The 17,462-nt window shown below is 40.9% G+C and carries 12 protein-coding genes and 2 other annotated features; of the genes, 5 read left to right on the top strand and 7 right to left on the bottom strand.

The genetic code is table 11. The features are described 5' to 3' along the window. The first annotated feature begins 78 nt into the window (after positions 1–78). Complete coding sequence (locus N9I19_RS13325; protein WP_284469857.1) at positions 79–702, top strand: TetR/AcrR family transcriptional regulator; 624 nt, start codon at positions 79–81, stop codon at positions 700–702. 101 nt (positions 703–803) lie between these two features. Here the strand turns inward: N9I19_RS13325 and N9I19_RS13320 are convergent, their stop codons facing one another. Beyond that, entirely contained in the window at positions 804–1,493 is a 690-nt protein-coding gene (locus tag N9I19_RS13320) for an alpha/beta fold hydrolase (protein ID WP_317778050.1), read from the bottom strand. Positions 1,494–1,687: 194 nt separating this feature from the next. Then, positions 1,688–2,590, bottom strand: a complete 903-nt coding sequence (locus N9I19_RS13315; RefSeq protein ID WP_317778049.1) for a LysR family transcriptional regulator — start codon at positions 2,588–2,590, stop codon at positions 1,688–1,690. Between the two features lie 122 nt (positions 2,591–2,712). Between N9I19_RS13315 and N9I19_RS13310 the strand changes: the two genes are divergently transcribed. After that, positions 2,713–4,716, top strand: a complete 2,004-nt coding sequence (locus tag N9I19_RS13310) for a YhgE/Pip family protein (RefSeq protein WP_317778048.1) — start codon at positions 2,713–2,715, stop codon at positions 4,714–4,716. A 268-nt stretch (positions 4,717–4,984) separates the two neighbouring features. Here N9I19_RS13310 and N9I19_RS13305 read toward each other — a convergent pair whose 3' ends face one another. Next, positions 4,985–6,490, bottom strand: a complete 1,506-nt coding sequence (locus N9I19_RS13305; protein ID WP_411730440.1) for a DHA2 family efflux MFS transporter permease subunit — start codon at positions 6,488–6,490, stop codon at positions 4,985–4,987. 197 nt (positions 6,491–6,687) lie between these two features. Here N9I19_RS13305 and N9I19_RS13300 point away from each other — a divergent pair, with 197 nt between their 5' ends. Together N9I19_RS13300 and N9I19_RS13295 are read left to right on the top strand one after the other, a co-directional pair. Next, the gene (locus N9I19_RS13300; protein ID WP_317778047.1) at positions 6,688–7,587 is read left to right on the top strand and encodes a TetR/AcrR family transcriptional regulator; all 900 of its coding nucleotides are present in this window, start codon (positions 6,688–6,690) and stop codon (positions 7,585–7,587) included. Between the two features lie 453 nt (positions 7,588–8,040). After that, entirely contained in the window at positions 8,041–9,714 is a 1,674-nt protein-coding gene (locus N9I19_RS13295; RefSeq protein ID WP_317778046.1) for a ribonuclease J, read from the top strand. Between the two features lie 48 nt (positions 9,715–9,762). On the opposite strand, the gene N9I19_RS13290 is transcribed toward N9I19_RS13295, so the two are convergent. The 3 genes from N9I19_RS13290 to asnA form a co-directional block, all read right to left on the bottom strand. After that, on the bottom strand, positions 9,763–11,181 hold the full coding sequence (locus N9I19_RS13290) for an amino acid permease (RefSeq protein ID WP_411730439.1): 1,419 nt from the start codon (positions 11,179–11,181) through the stop codon (positions 9,763–9,765). Between the two features lie 100 nt (positions 11,182–11,281). Beyond that, positions 11,282–12,514: an MFS transporter gene (locus N9I19_RS13285; protein ID WP_317778045.1), complete on the bottom strand. Its 1,233-nt coding sequence runs from the start codon at positions 12,512–12,514 to the stop codon at positions 11,282–11,284. Between the two features lie 270 nt (positions 12,515–12,784). Continuing rightward, positions 12,785–13,780, bottom strand: a complete 996-nt coding sequence (asnA, locus tag N9I19_RS13280; RefSeq protein WP_317778078.1) for an aspartate--ammonia ligase — start codon at positions 13,778–13,780, stop codon at positions 12,785–12,787. Positions 13,781–14,050: 270 nt separating this feature from the next. On the opposite strand from asnA, the gene N9I19_RS13275 reads away from it, so the two are divergent. Further along, positions 14,051–14,677: a LysE family transporter gene (locus N9I19_RS13275; protein ID WP_089364094.1), complete on the top strand. Its 627-nt coding sequence runs from the start codon at positions 14,051–14,053 to the stop codon at positions 14,675–14,677. 303 nt (positions 14,678–14,980) lie between these two features. Here N9I19_RS13275 and thrS read toward each other — a convergent pair whose 3' ends face one another. Next, entirely contained in the window at positions 14,981–16,888 is a 1,908-nt protein-coding gene (gene thrS / locus N9I19_RS13270) for a threonine--tRNA ligase (protein ID WP_411730442.1), read from the bottom strand. Between the two features lie 60 nt (positions 16,889–16,948). Then, positions 16,949–17,171 (bottom strand) — a binding site (T-box leader). Positions 17,172–17,201: 30 nt separating this feature from the next. Further along, positions 17,202–17,424, bottom strand: a binding site (T-box leader). Between the last annotated feature and the right edge of the window lie 38 nt (positions 17,425–17,462).

Here is a 17,462-nt window from a genome sequence, read left to right as displayed (position 1 = left end):
TACCTTGATGTTGAACAATGAACATAAAGGGTCATTTTTGTTCATCAATAGGACAATAACGAACAAAGGGTGAAGAAAATGTCTAATAATAACACTGGGATTGATAGAAGGATCAGGAAATCAAAAAAGGCTTTAAAAGAGTCCCTCATATCAATAATGCAAAATAAGGATTTTAGGGACATATCGATTACAGAAATAGTAGAAATCGCCGACGTTAATCGGGGTACATTTTATAAACATTATCAGTACAAAGAGGAACTGCTTGAAGAAGTCATGGAGGATGTCATAGCCGATTTGATCATATCTTACAGGGAACCTTATAAAAATGTCGATACGTTCACCATAAATGAACTAACGGCTTCAGTAATCAAAATATTTGAACATGTAGCTAACTATGCAAACATTTATACCCTCATTTTAAAGTCGAATGCATGGCCTAAACTTCTTGATAGAATTTGTAATGAATTAAAGAAACTCCCTTTAAAGGACCTAGAAGATTATCAGCCGAACCCTAAGATCAATACAGAGCTTGCCTCCAGCTACCAAGCATATGCGATTTTAGGCATGATCATCGAATGGGTCAACACTGGATTCAAGTATAGCGCTGACTATATGGCTGAACAATTGCTGGAAATCATCGGCAACAAACCGGTAAACGCCGTTTATAAAATAAACCATACATTTAAAGATGCCAGGCAGTAATAAGAGGGCTGCATCGGCAACCCTCCCTCAAATGCTATTTGGATGCACTTTAATCATTGACAGATTAAAGCGCCCATTTATTTAATAAGTATTTTGGAAGTTCATGAAATAAGAAAACTCTTCACGGCAGCTAAAAAGGCTGGTAAATTATCTTCATGCACAAAATGCCCGGCATCCTCTATCATCACCAATTCGCAATTAGGAATAAGCTCGGAAACTTCCTGCAATTTGTTTTGGGGAATATGACTAGACCCACCGCCTACAACAAGAGTTGGCATGATAATGTCCGTAAGACGGGCCCACCATTCGGGATTGGGTTCATTCAGTTGCCTTAGAATCGAAGGCACAACCTGCCAATCAAACGGCAGAGGGCCAGAAGGTTTGGAAGGAACTTCGATTGGTCTATCCGAAAAAGGAGGAGGAGTGTCTTCGACAATCAACCTTTCAATCCTCGATGGAAATGCTTGTGAGAAAAGATAGGAAACTGTTCCCCCCATGGAATGCCCTATTAGCGAAAACCTTCCCAAATTCATAGCATTCGCAAAATGAAGCAAATCATTGCACATCAATTCAAAACTGTATGTATTAGTTCTCGCACTCCCACCGTGGCCTCGTTGATCTAATGCTAATACGCGATAATTTTCCCCCAATACGGCAGCCGCCTGATCCCATGAACCTGCACTTTTCCCCAGCGCATGAAGGGCAACAAGCGGTGGTGCAGAAGGTTCCCCACTCTCGCGATATTGAAAAGTGAGTCCATTCAAATCAATTTGATTAACCCGTATTTCCATCTCCATTCATCTCCTAGCATGGGATTCATAAACCCACCTATATAATTTCGATGCCTATTTTAAAAACCTCCTGAAATTTTATGTCCGCTCATATCAAATTATACTTTTTACGGAAGCAATCGCCTTTATCGTGGTTATTTCGGCCTTCAACCCTTTTATTCCTTCTTTTACCGATTATTTCGGCGTTCAGCCCATCACTCGTCCTTCAGCCTAGCGGAGTTGACGGCGGAGAAATAATCCATGACAAATAAACGAAATTGCTTGGCTACCGGGGTGAAGTAGCGTTTTTCTGACCAGCCAAGCCCTATGGTTCTTTGACAGGCAGGTTCGGTTATCCTGATTTTATGGGATAATGATCCGGTTTGGTGGAGCCATGTCAATTCTGATACGAAGGCAATGCCCAACCCTTTCCTGACAAGGTCCGAGATGACAGCAGGTTCATCGCCTTCGAATGCGATATGCTGGACAAATCCTGCTTTGAGGCAAAATTGGTCGGTTAGGCTGCGGAATCCGAAGCCTGTGTTCATACTGATGAATGGTTCATCTTTCACTTCATGAAGTTGGATGCTTTCCCTGCCAGCCAGCCGGTGATTGGGAGGCACGATCAGATATATTTCTTCGGTGATCAGCGGTTCCCACTTTAGGTCGGGGCCTTCTATCGGAACGGATGATATGCAATAATCGATTTCCCCTTCAATTAGAAGCTGTTTCATGGATGATATGGATTTTAGGAATTGTTGAAAACGTACATCCGGATATTTAGATAAAAATGTGCCCAATAAATCAGGCAGGACCCTAGGGATGGTAACGGCCAAGGTGATGTTCTTTTGGTCTTGATCTGTTAATTCCACAATTTCGCGCCTTCCCTCATTCAGTTCCGCAAAAGCCCGTTCGACCCTGTTCAAGAATATTCGTCCGGCTGCATTGAGCTTGATTTTCCGGTGTTCCCTATCGAATAGCGGGACTCCCAAATCCTCTTCAAGCCGGGATATGGTTTTACTGAGCGACGGCTGAGCAATCTGAAGTTGTTCCGCAGCCTTCGTCATATGTTCAAGTCGTGCTACTGTTTGAAAGTACTGCAGCTGTAATATTTCCATTTCTCCACTCTTTTCACATAGATTTAAATCTATTATTACATAATCATTTATGTATTATACAGTATCTAAAAAAGCCATTATGATGAAATAATCTCATTTTGTTAGAAAGGGCAGGATCAATCATGAAAGGTTTACAACTTGTACTTCAAGATATAAAAGCAATGTGGAAACATAAACACGGGAGAATCGCCTTGATTTTCCTTTTGATCGTTCCATTGATTTACTCTGGTTTCTTCTTGGCAGGATATTGGAACCCATATGGACAGATGGATCAGCTCCCTGTAGCAGTGGTCAATCTCGATAATGGTTCGGAAATGGACCATAAGCCAATCGAAGCTGGAAATGATTTCGTTAAACAATTGAAGAAGCAGAAAGAATTGGACTTTCACTTTGTATCAGCAAAGGAGGCTAATAAGGGTCTTAAAGAAGGGACCTATTATATGGTTGTCACGATTCCGGATGATTTTTCGGAAAATGTCACGACTTTAATGGATGAAAAACCGGAAACGGCTAAACTTTTGTATACTGTCAATCCAGGTAAAAACTTCGTTGCCTCACAGATCAGCACAACTGCTGTTGAAAAGATGACTACAAAGATCAACGCAAGCATTACGAAAGTATATTCTGAAGGCATCCTTTCAAAATTCCACGATATTTCTAAAGGCTTGAAGGATGCCGGGGATGGAGCGGAAGAGCTTCATCAAGGAACGGCGGATGCGAAAAGCGGCAGTGAGAACTTGTCCGATGGAATTCAGGACTTGAATACTGGCGCCCAGCAGCTGAAAACAGGGAGCACAAAGCTCTTGGATGGACAAGAAACCTTAGCCGATGGTGCGGAAGGATTAACATCAGGTTCCCGGAACCTGTATTCCGGCATGAAGCAGCTATCGGAAGGACATCAATCATTGGAAAATGCTTTGAATGAAGTAAATCAGGGGGTTAAGAACTGGTCAGCCGGAAATGCAAAACTGATGCAAGGGCAAAAAGAGGCGGCTGATACAGCGAATACTCTTAAGAAACAATTGGATGCCTATATGAAAAGTCATCCTGATGCAATAAAGGATCAAGACTTCAAGCAAATCGTTGCCCTGTCAGTTGGATTATCCAAATCAGCCACCGCTTTAAATGCCGGACAAAAACAACTTGGCGAAGGTGCTGCTAAAGTGGCGGATGGACAAGACACCATTCAAACCGGGATGAAAACCTTTGGTGATAAGATGGCACAAGCTACCTCTGGTGCTAAGCAATTAAACGAGGGATCTGAACAATTAGCGAATGGATTATTTAAATGGAAAAATGGTTTCTCCACTTTAAATAACGGAATCGATTCGTTAGCCGGCGGAAGCAGCCAGCTAGCCAGTGGATCTACGGAACTTCAAGACGGACTGGCTTCACTGGAAACGGGATCAAGCAAGTTATCCACCAAGCTTAATGAAGCAGCCGATAAAACGGCCAGTCTTCAGTACGGCGATTCGACCACTTCGATGTTCTCTGAACCCGTGCAATTGGTTCAATCCAATCTATCGGAAGTTCCTAACTATGGGACCGGGATTGCCCCTTATTTTCTGTCACTGGCCTTTTATGTAGGTGGTATCATGGCTTCCAATATTTTACCGCTTGGCCGCAGGCAGAATCTAAAGGTTACCGGAACCGTTCATTTCATGAATAAATTAGGGCTGGTATATGTAATCGGCATGATTCAGGCACTTCTAGTGGATGCGGTCGTCCTTTTTGGATTCCATTTACATGTGGCAAGTGTCCCAGTATTCATTCTGTCAAGCATCATCGTTTCATTCACCTTCATGACGTTCATCCTTATGTTGGTGACCGTATTCGGAGTGGTTGGCAAATTCGCAGCAGTGACCCTTCTCGTGTTCCAATTGGCTACTTGCGGCGGAACATTCCCTGGCGAACTCGGCATGCCATTATTAATGAAAATCGGTTCATTTTTACCTATGGCCCACTCACTAAAAGAGCTGCAAGAGGTCATCTCATTAGGAGGCTGGGAAAACTTGCGGACGCAGATATGGATCTTACTTGCCTATCTAATTACTGCAGCGATCATTGGCTGGATAGCCAGTCATATCCAGCATGCAAAGGTAACTTCAAAAGAAGTGACTTCTTGATTTAAAGCGCAGTCTCATTCTAATGGCGCTTTCCTTTTGTAAGTCCAGCTGAAGGATGAACAGCAATATGAAGTGAAATCACTGAATATGGGTAAAAACGCGAATAAAAAGGTTGATCGTTCCTCCAAATTAATCTGGTTTGAGTCGAATTACATTGGCTGTCGGTCGAATTATTCCGTTCCAGCCCGAAAAAGCTTAAGTGAGATAAAGTAAAAGCCCCTATGCGCCTGATTATTCAGGTGGCATAGGGGCTTTTTGGTTGTGTCCTTTAAGCGGTTTGATTCTTTTTCACGGCTGTTTTTTCTTCAGCCGGCCACGCACGCTTGATGAATAATGACAGAATCAGTGCCACAGCAACAATGAAGGTCGATACAAAGAAGGAGAAGTTAATTCCATCCAGCATCGCCTGCATTCCGACTTGGGCCTGCATTTTTTCCATCACCTCAGCAGTGGGCTGGCTTGTTAATTTGCTCATCGCTTTGGTCATTAAGCTCTCACCGGAAGAAGCTGCATGGTTGGACATGACCGTAACAAGCAATGCAGTACCGATAGCACCGGAGACTTGGTTAAGTGTGTTATTCATCGCTGTACCATGCGGGTTCATACGGGCTGGCAGCGAGTTCAATCCGTTTGTCATGATTGGCATCATTGCCATGGAAAGCCCGAATGCACGAATGGAAAACAGAATCACAATGTGTGTATAAGATGTATCCATTGTAAATTTACTGAAGAAATACGTTGTGACAACGGTGATACATAAACCGGTTGAAGCAAGCACGCGAGCACCGAACTTATCGAAGAGCTTACCTGTGACCGGTGACATAAGGGCCATTAATAGTGCTCCAGGCAGCATCAGCAAGCCGGAATCAAATGGTGAAATGCCACGGACTGTTTGTGTATACAATGGCATTAGGATCATCCCCGAGAACAGAGCCATATTCAGCGCGATTGAAATCGTTGCAGATAAAGCGAACATTGGATGTTTGAAGATCCTGAATTCAAGCATCGGTGTTTCCATTTTAAGTTGGCGTGTAATGAAAAGGATCAGGGAAATGGCACCGACAATCAATGTTCCATAAACCCAAGGGCTATCCCAACCCTTGCTGCCTGCGGAACTGAATCCGTAAAGCAGGCCGCCAAAGCCCAGGCTTGATAGGATGACCGATAATTTATCGATTCTAATATCGACTTTTTCCTTTTTGTCTTTAAGCTTGAAGAAGCCGAAAATTAGCACTAATAAAGCAAGCGGAGTAATGAAATGGAATAGCATTCTCCAATCATAATGTTCGATGATCCAGCCTGAAAGCGTCGGCCCGATTGCAGGGGCAAACATCATGACTAAACCGAATAATCCCATTGCCGAGCCCCGTTTTTCAACAGGGAAAGCAGTTAAAAGTACGTTCATTAATAACGGCATCATAATTGCAGAACCTGCAGCCTGAACCATACGTGCTCCCAATAATAGCGGGAATACATGCGCTACACCTGCAACGATCGTCCCGATTGAGAATAGGAGCATGGCTGTCAGGAAAAGATTACGCACTGAATATTTCCTTATTAAGAAGGCTGTTGCCGGAATCATGATTCCGTTCACGAGCATGTAGCCCGTTGTCAGCCATTGGACTGTGGAAGTTTCTATTCCCAGGTCTGTTTTAATTGATGGCAGTGCAATATTTAAAAGGGTTGAATTCAGTATCGCTATAAACGCACCGATCATCAGTATGGCTAAAATGCCATACGACCCTTTTTTTTCAGTTGTTTGTGCAGTACTCACTTTTTATCTAATCCTCCATCCAAACTATTGGTTCATTTAATTGTACGACGAGTATATCTAAATCTCATAAAATCAATAATATACCCCCAGTTCATTTTTTGCAATAAAAATTTACTTGTTTAAATAAGGGTTTGTACTGTGTTGGAAAATAGAGTACGATTACATTTATACAAGCAGTATAATGAAAATTAGGTGATATGATGAATAATCGAAGGCAGAATGTCATCGATGCGGCTCATAAGCTGTTTATTGATAAGGGCTACCAAGCCACGTCCATTCAGGACATTTTAGACGGCAGCGGTATTTCAAAAGGTACTTTTTATAATTATTTCCCTTCGAAGGGTGAATTATTTATTGCCATTTTCCGTTCCGTCTATACAAGGATTCGCCACGACAGGGAAAAACTGTTGATTGGTCAAGATTCAGCTGATATTGAAATTTTCATCCAGCAGCTCGAATTGCAGATGATGGTGAACAAACAAAGTAAATTGCTTATCCTGATCGAAGAAGTCCGTGTTTCCAACGATGAGGAATTAAAGCAATTCATCAATCAAACTCTATTGTTGAGCATACGATGGATGTATGGCCGTTTTCTCGATATATTCGGGGAAAGCAAAAAACCCTATCTATTAGATAGCGTCATTATCTTTCATTCGATGATGACCCATATGAATCATTTTAGTTATCGTGCTAATGCGGTCGGTACACCGGACATACAAATTATCCGCTATTGCATGAACCGAATTGTCCATTTAGTCAATGAAGTGGCTGATAGCGGAGAACAGATCCTTGATCCGGAACAAATGGATACGTGGTTTCCCCACTTTAAAAACCATCTTGATCCTTGCCATAATGATTTGCTAAATTCCACCACGGATTTGAAAAAAGCGATAAACAATGCTTTTACTTGCGGTGAAGATCGATCAAGGGCAATTGAACTGGTCGATTTTATCCAAGATGAGCTGATGCAGTCCGACAAACCGCGAAAATTTTTGATTGAAAGTTTGCTGCTCACTTTAAAGACTCAATATGCAGCGCAGATACAAGGCTACATCGAGACTTTTGAAGAAAGCATCAACTCATGCATGAGCCAATGATGGAATGGTTTAATAGAGGACACACGCACCTACTTAGACGGTAGGTGTTTTTTTATGAGCATTTTTAATTGATAATGCTGCCCCTTTTATCTATGACCACTATATGGTGGTGGTAAATATTGGATTTAATATTCATTTTTTCATTCGGGATTTTCATTTTTGCAACTTTCACCAGTTGTTTTTTATATCACCCTGGAATTCGTTTCGCTTTTTGATAAGGGTGGGTTTGCTGTCAGTATTTTCGCATTTCTTTACGGTTTTCTTTTTATCGTGAATGGTTTAATCCTTTTATGGTTATCCGCTTAAAAGGAATCTGCCAATTTGCAGGAGGTTATTTTTAAGATTGATTTTTGAATTGCAGGAAGAAGAAAGTCATTTTATAAAAAGAGTTAGTTTTATAAGAGAGGCCTAAGGAAAGACTATCCTTATTATAATAAAGGGAGGTCTAGTTATTTGAGTGTGAATGAAAATGCTTTGTCCATTCTGGCTCTAGGCGGAGTGAATGAAATCGGTAAAAACATGTATGTGGTTCAATATTCAAACGATATGGTCATTATCGACTGTGGTGCAAAGTTTCCTGATGAAAGTTTATTAGGAGTCGACTTGATCATTCCTGATATTTCCTTTCTACAGGAAAATAAGGAGAAGATCCGGGCTTTAATCGTGACTCATGGGCATGAAGATCATATAGGCGGTATCCCCTATTTCTTAAAAAAATTGAATGTACCCATTTATGCCACACGTTTAACACTTGGGTTGATTGAATTGAAATTAAAAGAACATAACCTTTTGGGTGATACTGAATTAATCCAGATCGACTCGGATTCAACGTTGGAATTTGGGGAGATGAGTCTGGATTTTTTCAAAACGAATCACAGTATTCCTGATTGTCTTGGAGTCACCATGCATACACCGGAGGGCACGGTCGTCCATACAGGAGACTTTAAATTTGACTTAACTCCCATGAATGATCAGTATCCCGATATTCATAAAATGGCCGAAATCGGGAGTGCAGGTGTCTTGGCTTTATTATCTGAGAGCACTAACGCTGAACGTCCCGGCTCCAGTCCCTCGGAGCATCTGGTTGGCAGTCATATTGAAGAGGCGTTTATGCAGGCTAAACAGAAAGTCATTCTTTCAACTTTCGCTTCAAACGTCAATCGTGTTCAACAAGTGGTGAACGCTGCCCAGAAGACAAACCGAAAACTCGCCTTACTGGGACGAAGCATGGTGAATGTCGTATCCGTTGCCATTGAGCGCGGCTACCTTGAGGTTCCTGATGGGATGCTAATTCAAGCACATGAAGTCGATAATTATGCTCCTGAAAGGGTCGCGGTTTTATGTACGGGAAGTCAAGGAGAGCCGTTTGCTGCCCTGTCCCGCCTTTCCAGTTCGAATTATCGGGATATGAGCATATTACCTGGTGATACAGTGATCCTTGCCTCCACTCCAATACCCGGAAATGAACGGGATGTTTCCCGTATCATCGACAACCTATTCCAATTGGGGGCCAAAGTCATATACGGTTCTGGGACTGTAACAGGCATGCATGTTTCTGGACATGCCTATCAGGAAGAGTTAAAGCTCATGCTTACCCTGATGAAACCTAAGTATTTCATACCCATTCACGGTGAGTATAGGATGTTGCACCAACATCGGCTACTTGCTGAGTCTGTAGGGGTGGAAAAGGGCAATACTTTCATTATCAATAATGGCGATGTCGTGGATATTGAAAACTCGGTCGCCCGTCAAACGAGAAAGGTTGCTGCCGGCAATACCTTTGTTGACGGTATGGGCGTTGGTGATGTTGGAGAAGTCGTACTGCGCGACCGTAAGCAGCTTTCCGAAGATGGGATGCTCGTAATTGTCATAACACTAAGCAAGACGGAAAGAAAAATAGTATCAGGACCCGATACCATTTCCCGTGGATTTGTATATGTTCAAAATTCCGAAGAGCTCCTTCGGCATGTAAATCGTCTTGTCACGAAAACGGTCAACGACTTGCAAAGTGAAAAAATATACCGATGGAATATCATAAAACAAACCATCAAGAAGGAACTAGGGCAATATCTCTATAACCAAACCAAGAAAAAACCAATGATCCTTCCGTTAATCATTGAGATTTAGCCAGCACACAAAAAGGAACTCGACTTCATGTAGTCAAGTTCCTTTTTTTCAATCTAGTTCTGATTTACTCGCTCTTGCGGCCATCGCCTTGTTTTTATTCCAAACCTTGAACTTCATGAAAATGGCAGCAAGTCCGATGATAACGATGAATAAAAGGCTTATGAAAAACCCGGGACGGATCTCTTTTTCAAGCAGTGTGCCACTGACCGCAGCAAAAATTAGCAGAAGTCCAAAAACGGCGGTAATCTTACTCCAAATTTTATTTTCCAAGATTTTGAATGAAGAAAGAATGATGAATGCCCAGTTATATAAAAGCAATATCCCAGCTGAGGTTGTAATATATTCATAAATCTTGCCTGGCAGGAGCAAGGCTGTGATGATTGACCCTAAAAGCCCTAAGGCTCCAAGACCCAATGAGGGCAGTGGAAGATCTTTGAATTTCTTGATTTTTTGCATAAATAATGAGGGCGCATTTCCATCGTTGGAAAGCGTTACTAACAGATTGGTTACACCAAACAGTGAAGCGGTCATCGTCGAGAAACCGGCAATGATGATCGCACCATTAAATACATGAGGGAAAAATGTCAGGTGATAATTGTCCAATGCAGAAACAAATGGGCTTTCTTTTTCATTGAATGCTCCTAATGAAACCATGGTTACGGCTAATCCCAATGAAACCACATATATGATCGTAAGAACCATGAGCATGATCGTCCCTGCCTTTGGCGCATCCTCTTTCTTTTTAAGCTGCATCGCCATCAATCCAATGACTTCAATGCCGCCAAACGCATAAAAGGCATAGATAAGGGATGTCCAAAACCCTTTTAGCCCTTTTGGAAACAATTCATTGTACGTATTCGGAAATGACGGCGGTTTCCCTCCATCAAGACCAAACCAACCGAAAACGGCACATATTGCTATAATGATAAACATTACGATTGCCGCTGTCTTAATTACCGCCAGGATGTTTTCAACTCTGTCGAACCCTTTTGTTCCAAGCAATACCACAAAGGTTGAAACAATGGCAAATCCAGCAGCAAATAGCCACAACGGGACTTTCGGGAACCAAAATTGAGATAACAGCGAAAGCGCAGTAAGCTGACTTCCCATGATCAATATATTGGAGGACCAATAATTCCAGCCACAGCTAAAGCCAGCCCATCGTCCAAATGCTTTATTGGCATAATAACAAAAAGAACCCTCTTGAGGATCGGCAGCCGTCATCTTAGCAAGCAGATTATAAACGATGTATGTACCTAGTGCAGCCAAAACAAATGAAAATACAATAGATGGCCCTGTCGTTTTAATCCCTATGGTGGATCCAAGAAAATATCCTGTCCCGATCGTACAGCCTACACCGACTAATGATAGCTGCCACCATTTCATATCGCCTTGTTGTTCACCTGATGATTTGGAATCTTGAACAGTCTTCCCTTTGGCTGAACTGCAATTGGCTTTTGTTGTCATAACATTACCCCCTTTCCATCATTCATAGTGTTGATAATGCCACAATGAATTATGCAAGGAAGAAGGAAAAACCAGGCTTTCTCTTTTTTTCCAAAGCCCTTTAGCTAGCTGCTTCTTTCTTGTCTGTACTAATGAATTTCAAAACAATCAATACAATGCATATACCAATGATTCCTGAAATGATATAGCTCATATTGAGATGATTTTTCATGACAAGGGACATGACCGGCGGGCCTGCCGCAACTCCGATGAACCTTGATGACATGTAAAAGGAGGTTATCGTCCCCCGCTGTTCCTTTTTTATATTTTGGGTGATGATTGCGTCGAGTGTCGGCAATAACGCACCAATTGCTATCCCCACCAAGCTTGTTATTATCAATAGAAGGACGACCCTGTTTTTAGTAAAACCGACAAATACAAGGCTGATTGAAAGGACGGCTAAACTGATCATGATGATCTTTTTCATGATTGGTAATTCTCCCTTGATTTTTTTCCCTGCAACATAAGAAGATACACAAAGGAAAAACAGCGGGATCGCTATCACTAAGCCTTTTTTGACTCCATGCAAATCATGGATTTTTTCAAGATTGTCTGACAAAAAGAAAAGAACACCGAACAAAACCAACATGACAAATACACCAATCAGGAAAATTGTATATAACCATTTTCCTTCCTGCTTGAATATTTTTTTCGTATCACGCCAGAATTCTTTTAATTTCTTCGGCTCTTCCTTCTCTTTTGGTACCTTTATAAAGAAAAAGACCAAGACAATAGATATTAAACTGAAGAATGAAATCGAGAAGAATGGTAAAAACCAGATAAATGCAGCAAAAAGGGAACCCAATATTGGACTCAGAACTTTCCCAAATGTGTTCGAGGTTTCGATGATACCCAAACAAGAACTCGTTTTTTCATCATCATCTTTGTATAAATCCCCCACCAGAGGCAAAATGATGGGCGAGGCTCCAGATGCACCAATCCCTTGCAATACTCTCCCAATGATGATCCATGTATAAGGATTATCCATTTTCCATGATGCATAACCTGCAACCAAGCCGCCAATAAGGGCAAGGACAAGGCTTGGCATAATCACCATTTTCCGTCCAAATCGATCTGATAAATAACCAGCTATAGGAATTAAAAAAATGGATGCAACGGAATAGCTTGTTATCACCATGCTCGATTGAAATGAAGATATTCCCACCTTTTCTTCAAATATGGGCAAAACCGGGATAAGCATTGAATTTCCAAGGGTCATTACCAATGGAATCGATGCCATACTGATCAGACACCACACGCTTACATTATTATTTTGCTTCTCATGACCTTCCATACTTACACTCCTCATCCATTATAAAAGCAACTTATTGCATAAAAGGTAACCTTATCTTTGACCATTATTAAGATGTCTTTAATTATTATGTTATTGGACAGATAGATTTATTCAGTAGCGCGCAACCCAAAATTATCCCTTGTGTTCCTAGTTTGCCTCGACTTTAAAATTCTTTATAGCAAATAACCCATTCTTTAAAAGAATGGGCTATTTGCTATTAAAACAGCTTATCACTCGGCTATGCTCTTTTTAAGTTAGGGACACCGTTTTTTATAAAAGAATGATATTCCTCTCTTTGCACTCCTTTAATATTTGGTCATTCCAAACCGAAACCTGAACTTCACCAATATGTGCTTTCTTTAACAAAAACATGCATAATCTGGATTGCCCTATTCCTCCACCTATTGAATGTGGAAGTTTTCCTTCCAATACCGACTTATGATATTCGAGCGTCGTACGATCTTCGTTTTTGGATAACCTTAATTGTTTTAACAGCGAATCTTCATCTACTCGAATTCCCATTGAAGAAACTTCAAAAGCACATTCTAAAAGTGGATTCCACAAAACGATATCTCCATTTAGCTCCCAATCATCATAATCTGGTGAACGTCCATCATGTTTTTCTCCTGATTGCAACTTTTTTCCAATCTTCATAATAAAAATCGCACCATATTTCTTTGCTACCACATTTTCTCTTTCCGTGGGAGTCAGATTCGGGTATAAATCCTCCAATTCCTGTGTCGTAATAAAGTGAATTTCATTAGGCAACACAGGCCTAAGCATAGGATGGAATTCAAACATATGAAGTTCGGTCGCCTTAATAGCCTTATATATTTTTTTCACTTCGGATTTTAATGTATTTAAGTTACGCTGTTCTTTTGCTATGACTTTCTCCCAGTCCCATTGATCAACAAATAATGAGCGTAAATTATCTAATTTTTCATCACGTCTTATCGCATTCATATTTGTGTAAATTCCTTCATCAAAAGTAAGGCCATACCTAGATAGAGTTATTCTTTTCCACTTTACCAAAGATTGGACCACTTCTATTTGTTTATTCTTAATATCCAAAGCATCAAACGTAAGGATCCGTTCCATACCATTTAAATTGTCATTTATCCCATTACCCTCATTTAAAACGATAGGAGCTGATACTTTAATAAGGTTTAACGCATTTGAAAGTCCTTCTTCAAAATGACCCTTAATTTCATTTATCGCTATATCTGTATGCATGATATCAAGGATTGATTTGTATTTATTTGGCATCGATAATTTGGGCATAATTATCCTCCAATTTGTTTTTGACCCGGAGTTTAATAACGCATATATTGGAAATTGACATCTTTCCATATGACTAAATTACATTATGAAGGAACTTTCTGGGTTGTTACAAAACACCACCAGCCTGATCGGATCATTTTCCATAATGAACTATATTCACTCAAAAAAGGACTGACTCAGATAAAAAGGTGGTACAAGTCCAATTGTTTGAATACATTCAAATAAGCAGGATGTATCAAACGATGAGGTGATGATTTGGGTGCTTTTTTCAGCTATGTATTATTAGGCTTATCACTGGCAGCTCCTATCGGTCCCATTAACGCTGCTCAATTGGACAAGGGAATCAAGAAAGGTTTTTGGCATGCCTGGATTTTCGGCTGGGGTGCCATTTTAGCGGATGTTGTCTTCATAGCCCTCGTTTTTTTTGGTGTCGTCCACTTTTTAGATAACTCCTTCATGAAGACATTTTTGTGGCTTTTTGGCTTTTTCGTCCTAACCTATACCGGAATCGAAAGTCTGCTTAGTGCGGGTAAGATTGAAGTGAATGTACGAAAAGCAAAAGATTCCCTTTTTTCTTCATTCCTATCAGGATTCATCATGTCCCTTTCGAATCCTTTATCCATTTTGTTTTGGCTGGGGATTTATGGATCAATTCTCGCAAACTCCGCTTCAAAATATGATATGAATCATTTACTTTTATACAGTTCAGGGATTCTTATCGGCCTCTTAGCCTGGGATTTCACAATGGCTATAATCGCCAGCACCTTCAGACGTTTTTTATCCAAATCCATTCTAATGGGCATTTCGATCATATCAGGGATATCCCTGATAGGGATAGGCATTTACTTCGCCATACAAGCGGCCAAGGTTTTATTTACATAAGATCTAATTGTAATAGAAAAAAGACCAAACAGAAGCCATGGCTATTCTTAATCCTGTATCGAAATTAGCATTTACTCGTGAGTTTAAGGGATTTACTCGTGAATTTGGTGCATTTACTCGTGAGTTTCAATGATTTACTCGTGAATTTGGTGCATTTACTCGTGATTTATAGGTAGGTGGCATACTAGAAAAAAGGACAGCTAAATGCTGTCCTTTTTTATCCAAACTCAACCTAATGGGCCTTTAATGGAAATGAAAGCATTTATTCGCGAATTCCGCATTAATTTACTCCTCTAAAATTTATTAGATGCTTCGTCCTTTTATTTGTTGGACCACTTTCTTGATGAACCCTTCTATTGCGACACTTTTAAATTCTTGTTCCCCGTATTTCCGGACATTCACTTCATTTTCTTTTTCCTCTTTATCTCCAAGGACAAGCATATATGGGATTTTCCCTATCTGTGCTTCCCTAACTTTATATCCCAACTTTTCATTCCGTTCATCAATTTTCACCCTTATGCCGTGACCCTTCAGTTCTTTTTGGACCTTTAAACAATAATTCAAATGAACATGAGAGACAGGGATGATCTGTACTTGCACCGGGGCAAGCCATACTGGAAAAGCACCAGCAAAATGTTCAATCAGGATTCCAAAAAAACGGTCGATCGATCCAAAGATCGCACGATGAATGACGACCGGACGGACCTTTTCATTATTTTCATCGATGTAAGTCAAATCAAATTTATCGGGCATTTGAAAATCAAGTTGAATCGTTGCACATTGATGGCTTCGTTTTAGTGCATCTTTAATATGAAAATCAATTTTCGGGCCATAAAATGCCCCGTCCCCCTCATTTAATTGATAATGTATCCCGATGTTTTCCAGAACTTTTTTCAAGGCTGATTCAGAATCCTCCCAAAGGGAATCATCGCCCAATGAATCCTCTGGACGAGTCGACAGTTCCACTGAATACTCGAATCCAAAAGTACGATACACCTCGTCAATAAGATGAAATACTTGTTTAATCTCACTTTCGATTTGATCCTGCCGAACAAAAATATGGGCATCATCCTGACAAAATGTCCGGACCCGGAGCATCCCGTTTAATGCACCGCTATACTCGTGCCGGTGGACTTGACCGAACTCGGCCATCCGGATGGGTAAATCCCTATAAGAATAAAGATTGTTTTTGAATATGAGCATATGACCAGGACAGTTCATTGGCTTCATCGCGAATTTTGTATGATCCACATCTGTGAAATACATATTTTCATGGTAATGATCCCAGTGACCCGATTGTTCCCATAACCGCTGGTTCATCATGAAAGGAGTCCGAACTTCGTCGTAATCAGCGTCGGTCTGAAGCTCCCGCGAGAACTTCTCCAATTCATTTCTAATAATTTGTCCCTTCGGTAAATAAAACGGCATTCCAGGGGCTTCCTCCGAAAACATGAATAACTCCAATTGTTTCCCTAATTTACGATGATCGCGTTTGGCTGCTTCTTCTATGAATTTCAAATGATCCTGTAAATCCTTTTTCTTTCTGAAAGCCACGCCATACACCCGTTGAAGAACTTCATTTTGACTGTCTCCCCGCCAATAGGCACCTGATACACGAGTTAATTTGAACGATTTTACATATGACGTGGATGGAAGATGCGGCCCTCTGCAAAGATCGATGAATTCCCCCTGTTGATAGAGCGCTAGTTTTTCACCCTTAGGAATGTTCTTTGCTATATCCAACTTGAATGACTCTCCTCTACCCTCAAATAACTTAACAGCTTCTTCATAAGACACTTCGATTCTTTTAATTTCCAGGTTTTCATTTATGATATGTTCCATCTCTTTTTCAATAGCTTGCAGATCTTCTGAGCTCAAAGGATGTTCTAACTTAAAATCATAGTAAAAACCATCTTCCACGACTGGCCCCATCCCTAATTCCACATTTTCGTATAATCTCTTGATGGCTTGTGCCAAAACATGCGCCGATGTATGACGTAAAACTTGTAATCCCTCATCCGAATCCAGAGTCAGAATCGACAATTCCGCATCTTTTTCCAACTTGAAACTTAGATCAACCAGCTTTTGGTCCAGTTTTCCTACTACTGCCTTTTTCCTTAAACTTGAGCTGATGGATCCTGCCACACTTTCCACTGTCATGCCTTGCGGATATTCCTTTTGCTGCCCATCCGGGAATTGGACTTTAATCATTTTTTCACCCATCACATATACACCCCTTTTTTGGTAATAAAAAAACGCACCCATCCCTATGCAAGGGACGAGCGCGTTTTACCCGTGGTTCCACCCAATTTCCCATAAGTAAGAAACACTCATGGCTCTGGAGCTTGTAACGCAGCTTAGACGATATCAGTTACTCTTGTTCACCGATATAGCTCAAAGGCGGTAAATCAGTTTCCTAAGCCAGGAAGTTCGCAGCTGCCCTTCCCTCTCTGTTGACCGTAAAAATGATTCATGTCCTTATCATGGCAATAATTATAAAAATAAAAAACGCACCCATCCCTAAGTAAGGGACGAGCGCGTTTACCCGTGGTTCCACCCAATTTCCCATAAGCAAGAAAACGCTCATGGCTCTGGAGCTTGTAACGCAGCTTAGACGATATCAGTTACTCTTGTTCACCGATATGGCTCAAAGGCGGTAAATCAGTTTCCTAAGCCAGGAAGTTTGCAGCTGCCCTTCCCTCTCTGTAGACCGTAAAAATGATTCATGTCCTTATCATGGCAATAATTATAAAAATAAAAAACGCACCCATCCCTAAGTAAGGGA

The sequence above is a fragment of the Peribacillus sp. CSMR9 genome, from assembly GCF_033141925.1.
Lineage (GTDB): Bacteria > Bacillota > Bacilli > Bacillales > DSM-1321 > Peribacillus > Peribacillus simplex_A.
The sequence above is the reverse complement of the archived record's forward strand: the minus strand, read 5'-3'. Positions and strand labels throughout refer to the sequence as shown.

What these genes read in the sequence shown, in the direction of transcription:
- N9I19_RS13325 (WP_284469857.1), top strand. Translation starts at nt 79, where the DNA reads ATGTCTAATAATAACACTGGGATTGATAGAAGGATCAGGAAATCAAAA.
- N9I19_RS13320 (WP_317778050.1), bottom strand. Translation starts at nt 1,493, where the DNA reads ATGGAAATACGGGTTAATCAAATTGATTTGAATGGACTCACTTTTCAA.
- N9I19_RS13315 (WP_317778049.1), bottom strand. Translation starts at nt 2,590, where the DNA reads ATGGAAATATTACAGCTGCAGTACTTTCAAACAGTAGCACGACTTGAA.
- N9I19_RS13310 (WP_317778048.1), top strand. Translation starts at nt 2,713, where the DNA reads ATGAAAGGTTTACAACTTGTACTTCAAGATATAAAAGCAATGTGGAAA.
- N9I19_RS13300 (WP_317778047.1), top strand. Translation starts at nt 6,688, where the DNA reads ATGATGAATAATCGAAGGCAGAATGTCATCGATGCGGCTCATAAGCTG.
- N9I19_RS13290 (WP_411730439.1), bottom strand. Translation starts at nt 11,181, where the DNA reads ATGACAACAAAAGCCAATTGCAGTTCAGCCAAAGGGAAGACTGTTCAA.
- N9I19_RS13285 (WP_317778045.1), bottom strand. Translation starts at nt 12,514, where the DNA reads ATGGAAGGTCATGAGAAGCAAAATAATAATGTAAGCGTGTGGTGTCTG.
- asnA (WP_317778078.1), bottom strand. Translation starts at nt 13,780, where the DNA reads ATGCCAAATAAATACAAATCAATCCTTGATATCATGCATACAGATATA.
- thrS (WP_411730442.1), bottom strand. Translation starts at nt 16,888, where the DNA reads ATGATTAAAGTCCAATTCCCGGATGGGCAGCAAAAGGAATATCCGCAA.